This is a genomic window from Pseudomonas sp. LB3P81, from assembly GCF_054897965.1.
Genome location: NZ_JBUBVG010000001.1, coordinates 3,685,650 through 3,701,639, shown reverse-complemented (window position 1 = coordinate 3,701,639; position 15,990 = coordinate 3,685,650). Strand labels below are relative to the sequence as shown.

Annotated in this window: 15 protein-coding genes; 6 read left to right on the top strand and 9 right to left on the bottom strand. The window is 60.5% G+C overall.

The features are described from left to right. Window positions 1-5: 5 nt before the first annotated feature. Window positions 6-1,520 (bottom strand): threonine ammonia-lyase, biosynthetic, encoded by a 1,515-nt coding sequence (gene ilvA / locus ACYZTL_RS17070; protein ID WP_461952766.1) that lies wholly within the window; start codon window positions 1,518-1,520, stop codon window positions 6-8. A 340-nt stretch (window positions 1,521-1,860) separates the two neighbouring features. On the opposite strand from ilvA, the gene rpiA reads away from it, so the two are divergent. Further along, on the top strand, window positions 1,861-2,535 hold the full coding sequence (gene rpiA / locus ACYZTL_RS17065) for a ribose-5-phosphate isomerase RpiA (RefSeq protein ID WP_017341330.1): 675 nt from the start codon (window positions 1,861-1,863) through the stop codon (window positions 2,533-2,535). A 130-nt stretch (window positions 2,536-2,665) separates the two neighbouring features. On the opposite strand, the gene ACYZTL_RS17060 is transcribed toward rpiA, so the two are convergent. From ACYZTL_RS17060 to ACYZTL_RS17045, 4 genes are all read right to left on the bottom strand, one after another. Next, window positions 2,666-3,583, bottom strand: coding sequence for an SdiA-regulated domain-containing protein (locus ACYZTL_RS17060; RefSeq protein ID WP_461952765.1), 918 nt, complete (start codon window positions 3,581-3,583; stop codon window positions 2,666-2,668). Window positions 3,584-3,700: 117 nt separating this feature from the next. Next, window positions 3,701-4,630 carry an SdiA-regulated domain-containing protein gene (locus ACYZTL_RS17055; protein WP_461952764.1) on the bottom strand — a complete coding sequence of 310 codons (930 nt, stop codon included), beginning with the start codon at window positions 4,628-4,630 and terminating at the stop codon, window positions 3,701-3,703. A gap of 216 nt (window positions 4,631-4,846) precedes the next feature. Next, complete coding sequence (locus ACYZTL_RS17050; protein WP_461952763.1) at window positions 4,847-5,512, bottom strand: fumarylacetoacetate hydrolase family protein; 666 nt, start codon at window positions 5,510-5,512, stop codon at window positions 4,847-4,849. 22 nt (window positions 5,513-5,534) lie between these two features. Beyond that, window positions 5,535-6,929 carry an FAD-binding oxidoreductase gene (locus ACYZTL_RS17045; protein ID WP_461952762.1) on the bottom strand — a complete coding sequence of 465 codons (1,395 nt, stop codon included), beginning with the start codon at window positions 6,927-6,929 and terminating at the stop codon, window positions 5,535-5,537. A gap of 204 nt (window positions 6,930-7,133) precedes the next feature. Here ACYZTL_RS17045 and serA point away from each other — a divergent pair, with 204 nt between their 5' ends. Beyond that, on the top strand, window positions 7,134-8,363 hold the full coding sequence (gene serA / locus ACYZTL_RS17040) for a phosphoglycerate dehydrogenase (protein ID WP_461952761.1): 1,230 nt from the start codon (window positions 7,134-7,136) through the stop codon (window positions 8,361-8,363). Window positions 8,364-8,426: 63 nt separating this feature from the next. On the opposite strand, the gene ACYZTL_RS17035 is transcribed toward serA, so the two are convergent. After that, window positions 8,427-8,852, bottom strand: coding sequence for a DUF4399 domain-containing protein (locus ACYZTL_RS17035; RefSeq protein ID WP_461952760.1), 426 nt, complete (start codon window positions 8,850-8,852; stop codon window positions 8,427-8,429). A 136-nt stretch (window positions 8,853-8,988) separates the two neighbouring features. Between ACYZTL_RS17035 and ACYZTL_RS17030 the strand changes: the two genes are divergently transcribed. Then, window positions 8,989-9,576: a transporter substrate-binding domain-containing protein gene (locus ACYZTL_RS17030; protein ID WP_461952759.1), complete on the top strand. Its 588-nt coding sequence runs from the start codon at window positions 8,989-8,991 to the stop codon at window positions 9,574-9,576. A gap of 128 nt (window positions 9,577-9,704) precedes the next feature. Here the strand turns inward: ACYZTL_RS17030 and ACYZTL_RS17025 are convergent, their stop codons facing one another. Both ACYZTL_RS17025 and ACYZTL_RS17020 read right to left on the bottom strand, forming a co-directional pair. Beyond that, a complete protein-coding gene (locus ACYZTL_RS17025; RefSeq protein ID WP_461952758.1) occupies window positions 9,705-10,190 on the bottom strand; it encodes a 2-thiouracil desulfurase family protein in 486 nt (161 codons plus the stop codon). 2 nt (window positions 10,191-10,192) lie between these two features. Beyond that, on the bottom strand, window positions 10,193-10,825 hold the full coding sequence (locus ACYZTL_RS17020; RefSeq protein ID WP_461952757.1) for a 2OG-Fe(II) oxygenase: 633 nt from the start codon (window positions 10,823-10,825) through the stop codon (window positions 10,193-10,195). Between the two features lie 108 nt (window positions 10,826-10,933). On the opposite strand from ACYZTL_RS17020, the gene ACYZTL_RS17015 reads away from it, so the two are divergent. Continuing rightward, on the top strand, window positions 10,934-11,686 hold the full coding sequence (locus ACYZTL_RS17015) for a DUF2059 domain-containing protein (RefSeq protein ID WP_461952756.1): 753 nt from the start codon (window positions 10,934-10,936) through the stop codon (window positions 11,684-11,686). Between the two features lie 129 nt (window positions 11,687-11,815). Here ACYZTL_RS17015 and bipL read toward each other — a convergent pair whose 3' ends face one another. After that, complete coding sequence (gene bipL, locus ACYZTL_RS17010) at window positions 11,816-12,763, bottom strand: phospholipase BipL (protein ID WP_461952755.1); 948 nt, start codon at window positions 12,761-12,763, stop codon at window positions 11,816-11,818. Between the two features lie 97 nt (window positions 12,764-12,860). On the opposite strand from bipL, the gene ACYZTL_RS17005 reads away from it, so the two are divergent. After that, window positions 12,861-13,442: a DUF6436 domain-containing protein gene (locus tag ACYZTL_RS17005; RefSeq protein WP_461952754.1), complete on the top strand. Its 582-nt coding sequence runs from the start codon at window positions 12,861-12,863 to the stop codon at window positions 13,440-13,442. Between the two features lie 112 nt (window positions 13,443-13,554). Further along, a complete protein-coding gene (locus ACYZTL_RS17000) occupies window positions 13,555-15,966 on the top strand; it encodes a penicillin acylase family protein (protein WP_461952753.1) in 2,412 nt (803 codons plus the stop codon). Window positions 15,967-15,990 lie beyond the last annotated feature (24 nt).

Genomic DNA, 15,990 nt, shown 5'->3' with positions numbered 1-15,990 from the left:
GCCGCTCAGCCAAGAAACAGTTGATAGGCCGGGTTGTCGCTTTCATCCCAGTACGGGTAGCCGATTTCTTCCAGCGCCGCGGGCACCAGATGACGTTCCTCGTGAGGCACTTGCAGCCCTGCGACCACACGACCGTCCGCCGCGCCGTGGTTTCGGTAGTGGAACATCGAAATGTTCCAGCGGCCGCCAAGCTTGCTGAGGAAGTTGAACAGCGCGCCCGGCCGCTCCGGAAATTCAAAGCGCAGAACCACTTCATCAACGACCTGCGCCGCGCGGCCACCGACCATGTGCCGGATGTGCAACTTGGCCAGTTCATTGTCGGTGAGGTCCAGCACCGGGAAACCCTGCTCGGTCAGGCTGGCAAGCAGCGCGCTGCGCGGATCGTTTTCCGGATGCGTTTGCACGCCGACGAAGATGTGCGCTTCGCTGCCGGTGTTGTAGCGGTAATTGAATTCGGTGATCTGACGCTTGCCGATGGCTTCGCAGAACGCCTTGAAGCTGCCCGGCTTTTCGGGGATGGTCACGGCGATGATGGCTTCACGGCCCTCGCCCAGCTCGGCGCGTTCGGCGACGTGGCGCAGGCGGTCGAAGTTGACGTTGGCACCGGAATCGATGGCGACGAAGGTGTGGCCAGTGACGGCGTGCTGCTCGACGTACTTCTTGATCCCGGCCACGCCCAAGGCGCCGGCAGGTTCAGTGATCGAGCGGGTATCGTCGTAGATATCCTTGATAGCCGCGCAAATCTCGTCGGTGCTGACCGTGATCACTTCATCGACATAGTCTTTGCAGATGTCGAAAGTGTGCTGTCCGATCTGAGCGACCGCGACGCCGTCGGCGAAGAGGCCCACGGTCGGCAGCACCACGCGCTCGCCGGCGGCCATGGCGGCTTGCAGGCAGTTGGAATCGTCTGGCTCGACGCCGATGATCTTGATTTCCGGGCGCAGGTATTTCACGTACGCCGCAATACCGGCGATCAGCCCGCCGCCGCCCACCGGAACGAAGATCGCATCCAGACGCCCAGGGTGCTGGCGCAGAATCTCCATGGCCACCGTGCCCTGCCCGGCAATGGTGTGGGGATCGTCGTACGGGTGAATGTAGACATAGCCTTTTTCGTCGACCAGTTTCAGCGAGTAGGCCAGGGCTTCCGGGAACGAATCCCCGTGCAGCACCACTTTGCCGCCGCGTGAACGCACGCCTTCGACTTTGATCTCGGGAGTGGTCTTGGGCATGACGATGGTGGCTTTCACGCCCAGCACTTTCGCCGCCAGGGCCAGGCCCTGCGCATGGTTGCCCGCCGAAGCGGTCACTACGCCACGAGCGCGCTCTTCATCGCTCAGCTGGGTCAGCTTGTTGTAGGCACCGCGAATCTTGAACGAGAACACCGGCTGCAAGTCTTCGCGTTTGAGCAAAATACTGTTGCCCAGCCGCTCGGAGAGCTGGCGGGCAGCCTGCAATGGGGTTTCTACGGCAACGTCATAAACGCGCGAGGTGAGGATCTTTTTGACGTACTGTTCGAGCATCGGAAAGCATCACTGAGCGGGTTGGGCAGGGCCATGGAGTCTAACCCGGCTTTCGGGCGGGCGACCACACTAAACAGGTGGCTTCAAGGCCAGGCACATACCCTGTGGCGAGGGAGCTTGCTCCCGCTGGAGCGCGAAGCGGTCCCCTGCATTCTTCCAGACATACCGGGCAAGCAGGTTTTGCGACTGCTGCGCAGCCGAGCGGGAGCAAGCTCCCTCGCCACAGTGACCGCATCCCACCACCCCATTAGCCAATCGGCCAATCGGGCAATGACCTTCCCTGCCCCGAAGCCTATAATGCCGGCCTTCCGTTCTCCCCTTGCCCGCTTTCGGAGCCCGCATGACCCAGGATCAACTCAAACAGGCAGTGGCCCAGGCCGCCGTCGACTTCATCCTCCCGAAACTCGACGACAAGAGCATCGTCGGGGTCGGCACCGGCTCCACCGCCAACTGCTTCATCGACGCCCTGGCCCAGCACAAAGGCGCGTTCGACGGCGCCGTCGCCAGCTCCGAAGCCACCGCCGCGCGCCTCAAGGGCCACGGCATTCCGGTGTATGAGCTGAACACTGTCAGCGACCTGGAGTTCTACGTCGACGGCGCCGACGAAAGCGACGAGCACCTGAACCTGATCAAGGGCGGCGGCGCAGCCCTGACCCGCGAGAAAATCGTCGCGGCCGTGGCCAAGACCTTCATCTGCATCGCCGACGCCAGCAAACTGGTGCCGGTCCTCGGCGCATTCCCGCTGCCGGTGGAAGTGATCCCGATGGCCCGCAGCCACGTGGCCCGCGAACTGGTGAAGCTCGGCGGCGACCCGGTTTACCGTGAAGGCGTGCTGACCGACAACGGCAACATCATTCTGGATGTGTTCAACATGCAGATCACCAACCCGGTGGAGCTGGAGTCGCAGATCAATGCGATCGTCGGCGTGGTGACCAACGGCTTGTTTGCGGCGCGTCCTGCGGATTTGCTGTTGCTGGGGACCAGCGAAGGCGTGAAAACCCTGCGCGCCCAATAAGCCCAGGAACACTGCAAAACAAATGTGGGAGCGGGCTTGCTCGCGAAGGCGGTGTGTCAGTAGATACTTCATCAACTGACACACCGCCTTCGCGAGCAAGCCCGCTCCCACATTTGTTTTGCGGTGTTTGTTAGTTTTGCGCTGGTTTTTTGAAGACGTAAAACAGGTTCGGCTCGCTCACCAGGTACATCGTACCGTCGTCATCCATCGCGATTCCCTCCGCTTGTGGCACCGCCTTCTGCAGGCCCTGACGCCCCTTGCTCAGTGACAGGGTGCTCAGTGGTCGCCCGTCCACATCCAGCTCCAGAATCAGTCGCGATTCGTCGGACAGCGCCAGCAAATGACCGCTGCGCTCGTCGTATAGCAGGCTCGACAGGTCTCGAACAAACAGCCCGGCATCGCGCTTGGGGTTGTTGACCACGTGCACCGAGTAGGATTTCTCGGAGTTGTAATGAGGAAAACCCCGCACTTCGTAGATCAGCATCGGGTCGCGCTCCTTGGCGACAAACAGGCGCTTGCCCACCGAATCGTAGGCCAGGCCTTCAAAGCCCTTGTTGCCGCTCATGTGCACGCCCAGCGTCATCTGCTCGGCATCCGCCGCATCGAGGAACGTGGTGTCCTTTTCCAGATGAATCTTGATCAGCCGTTGCTGGCGCTCGTCCGTGATCACGTAGGTGTCGGCACTGATGAACTCCACCGCCTCTGGATCACCGAAACCGAGCAGCGCGACACGCCGAATGATCTGACCTTCCAGCGACAGCTCGATGAGTTCGGAGTTTTTGTTGGTGACGGTGAACAGGCTCTTGCGCACCGGATCGAAGGTCAGCGCCGATACATCGTCATCCAGCCCTTCGATGACCCGACCCTCGACCGTGACCTGATAGTGACTCAGGCCGATGGACTGTTCGCTCTCCGGTTGCCAAAGCGTGTGCAGATTGAACCAGGCGCGCTCGAACAGCCGCAGGTGTTGGCCGATCGCAACCAGCACGATCAGCGCAATCACCAAAAGGATCAGCAGCAGGGGTTTGGGGCGGGCAAGTCGGCGCATTCAGGCAAGCTCGGAAACAGGACGGGCGGATGAAATACCACGGCAGTCTGAATTGAAGCTTAAAGGCCGTTGAGCTGGTCCTACAACTGAGCGTCGCGCTTCCTACAAGATCGCGAATCAGTGCTGCTTTTCGAAACGATAGAACAGGTTCGGTTCGCTCACCATATAGAGCGTGCCCGCGTCGTCCAGGGTCACGCCTTCGGCACGAGGAATGGTCTTCTTCAAACCATTGAAGCCGCCCAGCAAGGTCATGAAACTGACCTGCTCGCCCTTCTCGTCCAGTTCCAGCAACAGATGGGAATCGGCAGACAACGCCAGCGTGTGCCGGGTGCGCGGGTCAATGGCCAGGGCCGACAGGTTGCGGATGTCCAGTTGGTCATTGGCGAGCTTCTGCTTGTCGCCGGTGAGCGTCTGACCGTCGGCGCTTTTCCAGGTGAACAGCGCCGGAGGACGTTCTTCCCCCAGCAGCATTTGCTGGTTGTGCGCATCCCAAACGACCGATTCGAACGCCTTGTTCTGGTCTTTCGACGGACCGAGGTCGTACTTCGGGAAATTGGCGATATTCAGCTCGCGGGTATCCGCGTCGACCTTGACGATGGTCAGCGAGTGCTCGCGCTCATCGACGATGGCCAGCACACCGTTGCCCATGACCGTCACCGCTTCCGGGTTGCTCCAGCCCACCAGCGGCATTTTGCGCAGCACATCGCCCTGCAGGGTCAGCTCGACCAGGAACGGGTTCTTGCCCATGACCGAGAACAGGGTTTTGGTTTGAGGGTTGTAGGCCAGGTCGGACGCTTCGTCCTTTTCCATCCCCGGCAATGGCTTGGCATCGATCACGGCCCGGTAGTCCGGGAGCCAGATACTTTCCTGGCGTTCGGCCGGGCTTTCGAAACGCTCCCGCACCCAGAGCACGCCGCGATCATCCCAGTGCATCGCGAACGCAAGGCCATACGCGGCAGCCACGGCCAGCAATAGCCAGGCATACCAACGCATGAAAAAGCGCGGGCGACGGGCAGTTTTAAGCGTGGGCAGCGATTGGATGGCCATCGGGGGATGCGTTCCAGAAATTCAGGCTAAGGGTAATAGCACAATTGGGACCGGCTCAGACGCCAGAAGCCCCGGAATTATCCAGACAAGATGTGAAAAAAACGGGAAATGGCGGGATTGCCCTGCATCGGCAGCAAGGATCAAAAGATCGCAGCCTCCGGCAGCTCCTACGGAGAGCGGTGTAGGAGCTGCCGAAGGCTGCGATCTTTTGCTTTTTTACAAAACGCTGCTGGTGAAGCTGCTCGCGCCCGGCAATTCCAGAACCAGTTCATCACCGACATTCAACGGACCAACGCCAACCGGTGTGCCCGTGAGGATCACGTCACCGGCCTGCAGCGAGAAGCAACCGGCCATGTGCTGGATCATCGGCACGATCGGGTTGAGCATCGCGCTGCTGTTGCCATCCTGGCGCACTTCGCCGTTGATGGTCAGGCGAATGCCGATGTCGGTCAGGTCAGCAAAGGTGCTGCCGGACACGAACGGAGCAATCACTGCCGCACCGTCGAAGGACTTGGCGATTTCCCATGGCAGTCCTTTGGACTTCAGCTCGGCCTGCTTGTCGCGCAAGGTCAGGTCCAGGGCCGGGGCGAAACCTGAAATGGCATCGAGCACTTCTTCACGACTCGGCCTGGTCGACAAAGGCTTGCCGATCAACACCGCGATTTCCGCTTCGTAATGCACCGAACCGCGCTCGGTCGGAATGCTGAAACCGCCTTCCAGCGGCACCACGCAACTGCCTGGCTTGATGAACAGCAGGGGCTCCGTTGGCACCGGGTTGTCCAGTTCCTTGGCGTGTTCGGCGTAGTTACGGCCGATGCACACCACTTTCCCCAGCGGGAAGTGAATACGCGTACCGTCGACATACTGGTGCTGATAGCTCATTACCGCCTCCTGCTTCGTTGATTCAAACAGCGAAAATCTTGCCCGGGTTCATGATGCCGTTCGGGTCGAACACCGCTTTGACGGCTTTCATGTACTCGATCTCAACCTTTGATCTGCTGTAGGTCAAGTAATCACGCTTGGTCATGCCCACGCCGTGCTCGGCGGAAATCGAGCCGTTGTACTTCTCGACGGTTTCGAACACCCACTTGTTCACGGTCGCGCACTTGGCGAAGAACTCATCCTTGCTCAGGTTATCCGGCTTGAGGATGTTCAAGTGCAGGTTGCCGTCGCCGATGTGGCCGAACCAGACGATTTCAAAATCCGGATAGTGTTCGCCGACGATCGCGTCGATTTCCTTCAGGAACGCCGGAACTTTCGACACGGTGACCGAAATGTCGTTCTTGTACGGCGTCCAGTGGGAGATGGTTTCGGAGATGTATTCGCGCAGCTTCCACAGGTTCTGCAGCTGGGTTTCGCTTTGGCTCATCACGCCGTCCAGCACCCAGCCCTGCTCGACGCAGTGCTCGAAGGTTTCCAGGGCGTGGTTGGCCACTTCTTCGGTGGTCGCTTCGAATTCCAGCAGCGCGTAGAACGGGCAGTCGGTTTCAAACGGCGCCGGCACGTCACCGCGACCCATGACCTTGGCCAGGGCCTTGTCGGAGAAGAATTCGAACGCGGTCAGATCGAGCTTGCTCTGGAAGGCGTGCAACACCGGCATGATCGAGTCGAAATCGGTGGTGCCGAGGACCATCGCGGTGAGGTTCTTCGGGGCACGGTCCAGACGCATGGTCGCTTCAACCACAAAACCGAGGGTGCCTTCAGCGCCGATGAACAGCTGACGCAGGTCGTAGCCGGTGGCGTTCTTGATCAGGTCACGGTTCAGTTCCAGCACGTCGCCCTTGCCGGTGACTACTTTCATGCCAGCAACCCAGTTACGGGTCATGCCGTAGCGAATCACCTTGATCCCGCCGGCATTGGTGCCGATATTGCCGCCAATCTGGCTCGAACCTGCGGAAGCGAAGTCCACCGGGTAGTACAGGCCTTTTTCTTCGGCGACGTTCTGCAAATGCTCGGTCACCACGCCCGGCTGACAAACGGCGGTGCGGTCGGTGAGGTTCACGTCGAGGATCTGGTTCATGTAGTCGAAGGACACAACGACTTCGCCATTGGCGGCCACCGCAGCGGCGGACAACCCGGTACGCCCGCCGGACGGCACCAGCGCCACCTTGTGTTTATTGGCCCAAAGGACGATGGCCTGGACCTGTTCGGTGGTCTTGGGAAACACGATGGCCGTTGGGGCCGGGGCGAAATGCTTGGTCCAATCCTTACCGTAAGCATTCAGGGAGTCGGCATCGGTCAGCACCTTGCCAGGCTCAACCAGGGTCTTCAGCTCATCAATCAGGGCAGGGTTGGTCATCGACAGAACTCTCGAACAATTCATGGTCATCCTGAGAACGCTTCACGTCGCAGGAATGAGTGTTTAGCGGGGTGCATATGCTAGCATACCGACCCCGCAGCATAGTGCCGAAAGGCAATTCTGCGGCGACGGCTTTCCTGCCGTCCGGGTCAGCGTCTGCTGGCTATTTCCTGCCATTTTTCTCCGGGATACAGGTTTACGCAGATGAGCAAGACTTCTCTCGATAAGAGCAAGATCAAGTTCCTTCTTCTCGAAGGCGTCCACCAATCGGCTGTCGACGTCCTCAAGTCGGCGGGCTACACCAGCATTGAGTACCTCACTGGTTCTCTGCCGGAAGCCCAGCTGAAGGAAAAGATCGCTGATGCTCACTTCATCGGCATTCGTTCGCGCACCCAACTGACCGAAGAGATCTTCGATCACGCGAAGAAGCTTGTTGCTGTAGGTTGTTTCTGCATCGGCACCAACCAGGTTGACCTGAACGCTGCCCGCGAACGCGGCATCGCCGTGTTCAACGCTCCGTACTCCAACACTCGCTCCGTTGCCGAGCTGGTGCTGGCCGAAGCGATCCTGTTGCTGCGCGGCATCCCTGAGAAGAACGCTTCCTGCCACCGTGGCGGCTGGATCAAGAGCGCGGCCAACTCCTTCGAAATCCGCGGCAAGAAGCTGGGCATCGTCGGTTACGGCTCGATCGGTACGCAACTGTCGGTTCTGGCTGAAGGCCTGGGCATGCAGGTGTACTTCTACGACACCGTGACCAAGCTGCCACTGGGCAATGCGACCCAGGTCGGCAACCTGCACGAGCTGCTGGGCATGTCCGACATCGTCACCCTGCACGTTCCGGAAACCGCTGCGACCCAGTGGATGATCGGCGAGAAGGAAATCCGCGCCATCAAGAAGGGCGGCATCCTGATCAACGCCGCTCGCGGCACCGTGGTCGAACTGGACGCCCTGGCGGACGCGATCAAGGACAAGCACCTGATCGGCGCGGCCATCGACGTGTTCCCGGTGGAGCCACGCTCCAACGACGAAGAGTTCGAAAGCCCGCTGCGTGGCCTGGACAACGTGATCCTGACCCCGCACATCGGTGGTTCCACCGCCGAGGCGCAAGCCAACATCGGTCTGGAAGTAGCGGAAAAACTGGTCAAGTACAGCGACAACGGTACTTCGGTATCGTCCGTGAACTTCCCGGAAGTGGCCCTGCCGGCTCACCCTGGCAAGCACCGTCTGCTGCACATCCACGAGAACATTCCGGGTGTGATGAGCGAGATCAACAAGGTCTTCGCCGAAAACGGCATCAACATCTCCGGTCAGTTCCTGCAGACCAACGAGAAAGTCGGCTACGTGGTAATCGACGTAGACGCCGAGTACTCGGAACTGGCGCAACAGAAGCTGCAACACGTCAACGGCACCATCCGTAGCCGCGTGTTGTTCTGATAGCGACTTGAGCGACAAAAAAAGGAGACCTTCGGGTCTCCTTTTTCATGGGCGCTACTATCGTTACTTAACGTTGACGGTGATCTTCTTCGACACGATCGGCGGATCGAACGGTATGTGGCCCTTGTCGCCAAGCTCCAACTGCAACGTGTGCTTGCCCGGCGTCAGCTTCACTTCAGCCTGAGTCTGCGCCTTGCCGAAGTGCAGGTGGTTGGCATCGTTCGGAATCGTCGTACCGGCCGCCGGCAGTTCGTCGACATCAATCAGCAAGTGATGGTGGCCTGTGTTCTTGGTGAGATCGCCCGCCGGCGCCAGCGCAATGTTCTCGACAGCGAACTTGACGACGACAGTCTGCGGGACCGTCGCACCGTCTTTAGGAGAAACGATGGACACTTCAGCACCCTCGGGTGCCGGCGTAGCCGCACTGGCCAGCACCGAAACGCCCATCAGCAGGCCAGCCAACGCGGCACGAGACATAAAGATTTTCATTCTTTTCTCCAGTTTTTTCATAAAATCCGCGCGGCCATGACAACTTAATGGCCATCCGTTGTCGAAGGCTCTCGATAACCATAGCAAAGCGAGCCTGAACCAGCGCATCGCGATAAATGTATTCAAAGGAGTGACCATGCGCTTTCTGCCTGGCCTGATCTGCCTGCTACCCCTTCTGAGCCCTTTGGCTCATGCCGAACTGATTGACGATGTGAACGACCGTGGCGAATTGCGCATTGCCCTTGAGGCTAATACTCCGCCCTTCAATTTCAAGGACGACGGCCAACTCAGTGGCTTCGAAGTCGAGTTGGGTCAACTGCTGGCCAATGAGCTGGATGTGCGGGCCGACTTCGTCGTCACCGATTCCAGCGATCTGTTGACCGGCGTCGAAAGCGGCAAGTACGACATCGCCATCAACCACATAGCAGTGACCCCGGAACTCAAGGATCGTTTCGACTTCAGCGAACCTTACATTCAGGCCGATGCGCAATTGATCGCGCAGAAAGAAGAGCAACCGCGCTCAATCCTGCTGGTGCAGTCGCTGATGGAAGAACAGCCGAAAGCCGCCCCGGCTGTGAGCCTGGCGATTCCGTTTCAGAAGGGTAACCCGGCGTTTCATGTCAGCCTGGAAAACGCGTTGCAGCGGATCAAGGCGGATGGGCGGATGGAGGCGCTGGAGAAAAAATGGTTTGGCGCGGATGCGAGCGTGGCGCCCAAACCCTGATCTCAGGCTGACGAATAACCCTGTGGGAGCGGGCTTGCCCGCGATGGCAGCCTGTCAGTCAACATCAATGTTGGATGTGACAACCTCATCGCGGGCAAGCCCGCTCCCACAGGTTTTTGTATTGATCATTAGATCAAGGCTGACAGAGCTACCGTGGCTTCGGCCAGTTCCAGCTCGCTGAAGACTTGCACACCATGGCGTTTGAGCAACGCTGCAGTGACGCCTTCGCCGCTGACCTTCACACCACTGAACGTCCCGTCATAAGTCAGCAGATTTCCACAAGACGGACTGTTCGCCTTGAGCACGGCGATGCGGATGCCGTGCTTTTGCACCAACTCCAACGCCTGATAAGCCCCCGAAAGAAACTCGGCACTGACATCCTCGCCTTCGGTGGTAATCACCGCCGCCTGACCCTCCAGCACGTCACCACCCTGCCCGCCTGGAATCTCAGCCGCCGCCCGTGGCGTCGGCAACCCGCCGGCGACCTCCGGGCACAGCGGCACGACGCGACCTTCGTCGAGCCACTGCTGAAGCTGATCGAACGGCCCGCTGGCCCCGCCGTCGTATCGCACGCGGTGGCCGAGCAGACAGCGGCTTACCAGAATTTTCTGCATGATCAGAACGGCTCGTTGCCACGGCGCCGGAACCAGCCGGTCAATGACAGGCGATCGCGGGTCGCGGGCAGGACTTCGTGGGGCACCTCGCCCGACAGGAACACCACCAGGCATCCGCCGGTAGGCACCACATCGTGTTCGACGCCATCCTTCAGGTACATGCGCAACTGACCGCCGTGCGCCGGCAACCAGCCGTCGTTGAGGTAGACCACCGCCGAAACCGTGCGTCGGTCGTCGTCGCGGAAGCGGTCGACATGCTTGAGGTAGAACGCACCGGGCGGGTACATCGCAAAGTGGCTTTCGAAATCTTCCAGGCCCAGGAACAAACTGCGATTTATCGCTTCGCGCAGGCTGTCCATCAGCTGGAGATAGCTGTCGCAGGCCAAGGCCTGGCCAGGCTCGATCCACTGGATGTGGTCGCCGCGAACCCCTTCACGCACTTCCGAAGCCGGCCCGCGGCCCACGGCGGCCGGGGCCAGTTCACCCTCGGCGGCACGTTTACGGCACTCAGCCGCCAGTTCTTGGGTCAGACCCAAAGGCAGGAAAATATTCTGCTGCGACCAGCCGCATTCAGCCAGGTCGTCGACGATACGTAACAGCAGCGGGTGATCAGAGGATATTTGCATGTCGCGCATAGTATGCCTGTGCCCGAAAATCCGACAGAGCCGCACAGCGGCTTGATACGAATTCTCGACAAGTCTGTATGCCACACGGAGAATAGTCGCCTGCTGACAGGAGTCCCTATGCGCCGTTTGCTTTTTTCACTGCTGATGTTCTGCGTTTTGCCCGCCTGGGCAGACGGCCACGACCAGTTGTACAAGGTCGCCGGCTGGCCAGAACAACGCGCGCATTTCAGCGATGCCCTCTCAGCCGCTCAGCAGCGTTACCAGAACAGCCTGCCGCCCGCCGTGTTTCAGGCGCTGGTGAACAACAGCAATCAGCGCTTTGCCCCGCAGGCCGTGGACCAACGCGCCGAAGCGCAATTGCGCAAAACCCTCGCTGATCCGAAACCTGCATTGACCTTCTTCCAATCGCCGCTGGGCAAGAAGATCGTGGCCGCCGAGTTGCTGGCGACCCGTCGTGATCAGTTGGCGAAGAACGCCAAAGGCCTGCCGAAGATTGAGGCCAGCGACAGCCGCACGCTGATCATCGGTCACCTCGCCCAGGCCTTGCCCGCGCGGGAGGCCGGTGCGGAAGTCAGCCTGGCGATTGCCGGCGTCGCGGCCGACAGCCTGAGTTCGATGATCCCCGGTCTGCTGGGTGGCGGTCAGGCGCAAGGTCTGTTGAACGGTCAGCGTCAGCGCTTGATGGAGCAGATCGGCAGCGACCTGAACAACACGCTGCTGTATGTCTATCGCGACCTGTCGGATGACGAGCTTGAGGAGTTTGCTACGTTTGCCGAGTCGGCTGAAGGCAAGGCTTATTACCAGGCGGCCCTGGCGGCGATTCGGGCGGGGTTGGCGGTGGGGCAAAACCCTTCGAACCTCAGCCAGTAATTTCGGCGCCTGCAAGGGCCTCTTCGCGAGCAAGCCCGCTCCCACAGTGTTTTGTATTGATCACAAAATGGTGGGCTCACCCCAATCACTGTGGGAGCGGGCTTGCTCGCGAAGGGGCCATAACGACCGCTACAAATTCCGCCCCTTGATCCGCTTGCTCAAAAACCCGAAATACTCCCCGCGCAACGCCACTGTCTCATTCGCCAAATGATGCCGCGCCTCAGGCAACATCAACACTTGCGGCCGATCGAACTTGGCCTTCAACACCTCAAGGTTGTGTTCCCAATCCACCGTCATGTCCGCCTGCCCTTGCACGATCAGCGGCTGCCGCGTGCTGCCCGGCGCGGCCTCGATACGCTTGATCCACCGCGCCAGCGCACCGACCCAGGCCGTCGGCAAGCGCAGCGGCTGCAACGGATCGGCTTGCAGGAACGGCAGGAAGTCCGGGTCGTTGGAGTTCTCGCTGAAGCGTCGGGCGATGGCTTTGACGAACGGCTTGAGCAGGTAATAACTGAGCTGCGACCAGCCCCAGGCGCGCGGCCTCACCAGCGGCGACAACAGGATCACCTGGCCTTGGGCCGGGCTGCTCGTACCTTCGTTGAGCACATGGTCGATCACGATTGCACCACCGGTACTCTGCCCGCACAGGTGCCACGGCTGCGGCAGATCGAGTGATTGTGCCTCGGCGAACAGCCCTTGCAGCGTGTCCTGATACTCGGCGAAATCCTTGATGCTCGCGCGCTCGCCGCTGGACAGACCGTGCCCCGGCAAGTCGCAGGCAATCACCGCAAAACCTTGGTCCAGGGCCCACTCGATCACATGCCGATAGAGCCCGGTGTGATCGTAGAAACCGTGGAACACAAACAGCGTCGCCTTCGAACGCTCCGGCCACCAGAGCTGGCTGACCAGCTCATAACCGTCCACCTCGAAACGCCCCAGGCCACTGCGCAACTGACGCCCCGGAAAATCCAGACCGTAGAACCGCTGGTACGCCAGCGCCTCCACGGACAGCGGCTGCCACTCGGCCAAAGGCCGCAGGCCGGCACGCAGATGATCAGGGTCGAAAGTGGCGGACATGGGCGATTCCAGAGTACGAAGCGGATTTTATAAGCCTGCGATATTCATCTGTCGCGGCAAGCATGGCAAGCTGGGCGACCTTCGAGGATCGACACCCATGCGTTCGCCCTACCGCACCCCACTGCTTGCCAGCCTGCTCGCCCTCGTGTGTGCCGGTGTTTTGTGGGCGGCTTACGACTGGTTTCAAGGGCGCTACCTGCGGGCGTTCAGCGAACACACGGCGGTATTTTCCGGCGACCCGTTGCGCCTGCCCGACAACCTGGCCGGCCCCGGCGCCATCCGGCTCGTGCACTTCTGGGACCCGGCCTGCCCGTGCAACGTCGGCAATCAGCAACACCTGAGCGAACTGGTCGAGCACTACGGACCGCAGGGCGTCGAGTTTTATGCGGTACAAAAACCCGGCAGCCACGGCCAGTTGCCCAGCACGCTGAGCAGCCTGAAAACCATCACCGTCCTCCCCGGCTCCGAACAGATCCCGGCCAGCCCGGCTGTAGCGATCTGGGATCGCAGCGGCAAACTGGCGTATTTCGGCCCTTACAGCGAAGGCCTGACCTGCAATTCGGACAACAGCTTTATCGAGCCGATCCTGCAGGCGTTAAACGAAGGCCGCGCGGTGAGTGCCACGCACACACTGGCGGTCGGGTGTTACTGCCCGTGGCCTGTCGACACAAAGCAGTAGGACCGCGCGCAGACGCGAATCCCTCCTAAGGGCGATGGGCCAATTCGGTACGGCATGTTAAACAGTGGCGACAGGGAACTGCTGCCACTCATAACAAGAACAAGGAACCCCCATGAAACGTCTCCTGACTGCGCTCGTCCTGCTGATTGTCGTGCTCGCCGCCGGCGCCGGCTGGTACGTCTACAGCAAGCAGCCGACACGCCAGGGCATGGTTGAACTGCAACACCTGCAAGGCTCCGTCACCGTGCGTTACGACGAGCGAGGCATCCCGCACATCCGCGCCGAAAACGAAACCGACCTGTACCGCGCCCTCGGCTATGTGCACGCCCAGGACCGGCTGTTTCAGATGGAAGTCTTGCGCCGCCTCGCCCGTGGTGAACTGGCCGAAGTGCTGGGCCCGAAACTGCTCGACACCGACAAACTGATGCGCAGCCTGCGCATTCGCGAACGATCCGAAACCTACCTGGAGAATATGGACAAGCAGTCGCCAGCGTTCATCGCCATGCAGGCCTATCTCGATGGCATCAACCAGTATCAGGACAGCCACGCAAAACCCGCAGAATTCGATGTACTGGGCATCCCGAAACGCCCTTTCACCGCTCAGGACACCATCAGCATCGCCGGTTACATGGCCTACAGTTTTGCCGCGGCGTTTCGCACCGAACCGTTACTGACTTACGTGCGCGATCAGTTGGGTGCCGACTACCTGAACGTCTTCGATCTCGACTGGCAGCCCAAAGGCGTGCTTGCAAAAAACCACAGCGGCACCGTGCCGCCCCTCGCCAGCGCCGACTGGAAAGACCTCAACGCCCTCGCCCGCCTGAGCGAGCAAGCACTGGCCGACAATGGTTTGCCGCAGTTCGAGGGCAGCAACGCCTGGGTGGTCTCCGGCAACCGCACCAAAAGCGGCAAGCCGCTGCTGGCGGGCGACCCGCATATCCGTTTCTCCGCGCCATCGGTGTGGTACGAAGCCCATCTCTCGGCGCCGGGCTTCGAACTCTACGGTCACTATCAGGCCTTGATGCCGTTCGCCTCACTCGGAATGAACCGCGACTTCGGCTGGAGCATCACCATGTTCCAGAACGACGACCTCGACCTGATCGCCGAGAAGGTCAACCCGGACAATCCCAATCAGGTCTGGTATCGCGGCAAGTGGGTGGACATGGTCACCAGCGAACAGCAGATCGCGGTCAAGGGCCAGGCACCCGTGACATTGATGCTGCGCCAGTCGCCCCACGGACCGATCGTCAACGATGCGCTGGGCAAGAGCGTCGGCAAAACGCCGATCGCCATGTGGTGGGGTTTTCTCGAAAGCCAGAACCCGATCCTCGAAGGCTTCTACCAGCTCAACCGCGCCGACACCCTGGCCAAGGCGCGCAGTGCCTCCGCCAAGGTCCAGGCACCGGGTCTGAACATCGTGTGGGCCAATGCCAAGGGCGACATCGGCTGGTGGGCGGCGGCGCAGTTGCCTAAGCGCCCGGCGGGTGTGCGGCCGTGGTTCATTCTCGACGGCAGCAGCGCCGAAGCGGACAAGGACGGTTTCTACCCGTTCAGCGCCAACCCGCAGGAAGAGAACCCGGCGCGGGGCTACATCGTCTCGGCCAACTTCCAGCCCGTGTCACCGACCGGCATGGAGATACCCGGCTACTACAACCTCGCTGATCGGGGTCAGCAGCTCTATCGCCAGCTCGGCGACAAAACCGTCAAGTGGGATCTGGAGGCCAGCCAAGCGTTGCAGTTGGGCACCACCACTGCTTACGGCCCGCGCTTGCTGGCGCCGTTGTTGCCGGTGCTACGTGAAGTGGTAAGCGATCCCGCCGAACTCAAACTGGTGGAGCAACTGGCTCAGTGGAAAGGTGATTACCCACTGGACTCCACCAGCGCCACGCTGTTCAACCAGTTCCTGTTCAACCTCGCGGACGCGACGATGCACGATGAACTGGGCAATGATTTCTTTGAAACACTGCTCTCGACCCGGGTGATCGACGCTGCGCTGCCGCGCCTGGCCGCGAACGTCGACTCGCCGTGGTGGGACAACCGCAACACCCTCGGCAAGGAAACCCGCGCAGACACGGTGAAAGTGGCGTGGCAAGCGAGCATTGTTCACCTCAAGACCACGCTGGGCGCGGATTTTGCGCAATGGCAGTGGGGCAAGGCGCACACGCTGACCCATGGTCATCCGCTGGGGCAGCAGAAGCCGCTGGAGCGGATTTTCAATGTCGGGCCGTTCGCAGCGCCGGGCACCCATGAAGTGCCGAACAACCTCTCGGCCAAGATCGGGCCTGCGCCATGGCCGGTGACTTATGGACCGTCGACCCGGCGCCTGATCGACTTCGCTGACCCGGCACACAGCCTGACTGTTAACCCGGTTGGGCAGAGTGGTGTGCCGTTTGACAGACATTATGAGGATCAGGCTGAGGCGTATGTCGAAGGGGTGTATTTCCAGGCGCATCTCAATGATGAGGAAGTCACGGCGAATACGCGGAGTACGTTGAAGCTGTTGCCAGCGCGCAGTGCTCAGTAGATTTGTATTGGCTGGACTGGCCTC

Bases quoted from the DNA above. Each gene is read 5' to 3' on its own strand.
- ilvA (WP_461952766.1), bottom strand. From the start codon at position 1,520: ATGCTCGAACAGTACGTCAAAAAGATCCTCACCTCGCGCGTTTATGAC.
- rpiA (WP_017341330.1), top strand. From the start codon at position 1,861: ATGACCCAGGATCAACTCAAACAGGCAGTGGCCCAGGCCGCCGTCGAC.
- ACYZTL_RS17060 (WP_461952765.1), bottom strand. From the start codon at position 3,583: ATGCGCCGACTTGCCCGCCCCAAACCCCTGCTGCTGATCCTTTTGGTG.
- ACYZTL_RS17055 (WP_461952764.1), bottom strand. From the start codon at position 4,630: ATGGCCATCCAATCGCTGCCCACGCTTAAAACTGCCCGTCGCCCGCGC.
- ACYZTL_RS17050 (WP_461952763.1), bottom strand. From the start codon at position 5,512: ATGAGCTATCAGCACCAGTATGTCGACGGTACGCGTATTCACTTCCCG.
- ACYZTL_RS17045 (WP_461952762.1), bottom strand. From the start codon at position 6,929: ATGACCAACCCTGCCCTGATTGATGAGCTGAAGACCCTGGTTGAGCCT.
- serA (WP_461952761.1), top strand. From the start codon at position 7,134: ATGAGCAAGACTTCTCTCGATAAGAGCAAGATCAAGTTCCTTCTTCTC.
- ACYZTL_RS17035 (WP_461952760.1), bottom strand. From the start codon at position 8,852: ATGAAAATCTTTATGTCTCGTGCCGCGTTGGCTGGCCTGCTGATGGGC.
- ACYZTL_RS17030 (WP_461952759.1), top strand. From the start codon at position 8,989: ATGCGCTTTCTGCCTGGCCTGATCTGCCTGCTACCCCTTCTGAGCCCT.
- ACYZTL_RS17025 (WP_461952758.1), bottom strand. From the start codon at position 10,190: ATGCAGAAAATTCTGGTAAGCCGCTGTCTGCTCGGCCACCGCGTGCGA.
- ACYZTL_RS17020 (WP_461952757.1), bottom strand. From the start codon at position 10,825: ATGCGCGACATGCAAATATCCTCTGATCACCCGCTGCTGTTACGTATC.
- ACYZTL_RS17015 (WP_461952756.1), top strand. From the start codon at position 10,934: ATGCGCCGTTTGCTTTTTTCACTGCTGATGTTCTGCGTTTTGCCCGCC.
- bipL (WP_461952755.1), bottom strand. From the start codon at position 12,763: ATGTCCGCCACTTTCGACCCTGATCATCTGCGTGCCGGCCTGCGGCCT.
- ACYZTL_RS17005 (WP_461952754.1), top strand. From the start codon at position 12,861: ATGCGTTCGCCCTACCGCACCCCACTGCTTGCCAGCCTGCTCGCCCTC.
- ACYZTL_RS17000 (WP_461952753.1), top strand. From the start codon at position 13,555: ATGAAACGTCTCCTGACTGCGCTCGTCCTGCTGATTGTCGTGCTCGCC.